Origin of the sequence: Vibrio sp. 1562, from assembly GCF_033340155.1 — a bacterium.
Lineage (GTDB): Bacteria > Pseudomonadota > Gammaproteobacteria > Enterobacterales > Vibrionaceae > Vibrio > Vibrio alginolyticus.
The window spans coordinates 1-883 of the sequence record NZ_JAWOVY010000177.1; the positions used below are offsets into that span (position 1 = coordinate 1).

General features: G+C 49.2%; 2 protein-coding genes. Both read left to right on the plus strand.

The window, feature by feature from the left end:
- Positions 1-29: 29 nt before the first annotated feature.
- Positions 30-233 carry a sulfur carrier protein ThiS gene (gene thiS / locus R7Z49_RS23990; RefSeq protein ID WP_015297502.1) on the plus strand — a complete coding sequence of 68 codons (204 nt, stop codon included), beginning with the start codon at positions 30-32 and terminating at the stop codon, positions 231-233.
- A 5-nt stretch (positions 234-238) separates the two neighbouring features.
- Positions 239-883 (plus strand): thiazole synthase (locus R7Z49_RS23995; RefSeq protein WP_318112227.1); only part of this gene is annotated, 645 nt, incomplete at its 3' end.

An 883-nucleotide genomic window follows, 5' to 3' on the forward strand; every position in this document is an offset into this window, starting at 1 on the left:
GCGTTCCTTTGTTAAAGGAGAGAGGTAACGTGATAGCTATCGTTATTAACGACCAAGCTCAGCTGGTCGAGTGTAATGCCAACCTACAGCAAATCATTACCCAGTTTTCTCTGCCTGAAATGGGCTGTGTTTTTGCCATTAATAATCAAGTGGTGCCGCGTAGCGAATGGGCGAGTACGGTACTTTCTGAGGGAGATAGCATCTCTCTGTTTCAAGCCATCGCAGGGGGATAATGTCGATGCTGAAAATTGGTGATAAAGAATTTCAATCACGCTTGTTCACAGGAACAGGCAAATTTTCTAATAGCCGTTTAATGGCCGAAGCCATCCAGGTTTCAGGTTCACAGCTCGCGACGATGGCGCTTAAACGTGTGGATGTACATGATCAGCAAGATGACATTTTGCAGCCTCTGATTCACGCCGGTGTGAATTTGCTACCGAACACCTCTGGCGCTAAAAATGCCAAAGATGCGGTTTTTGCTGCGCAGCTTGCTCGCGAAGCGTTGGGCACAAATTGGGTCAAACTGGAGATCCATCCCGACCCAAAATACTTAATGCCTGATCCGATAGAAACCTTAGCCGCTGCCGAACAGCTCGTGCGAGATGGCTTTATTGTGTTGCCATATTGCCATGCTGATCCGGTGTTATGTAAACGGCTGGAAGAAGTTGGCTGTGCTGCGGTGATGCCATTGGGAGCGCCGATTGGTTCGAACAAAGGTATCGCTTCGCACGATTTTCTAGAAATCATTATTGACCAAGCGAACGTACCTGTTGTCGTGGATGCGGGAATTGGTGCGCCTTCACATGCGGCAAGAGCGATGGAAATGGGCGCGGATGCCGTGTTGGTCAATACGGCGATCGCTGCTGCAAGTAATCCCGTTGCG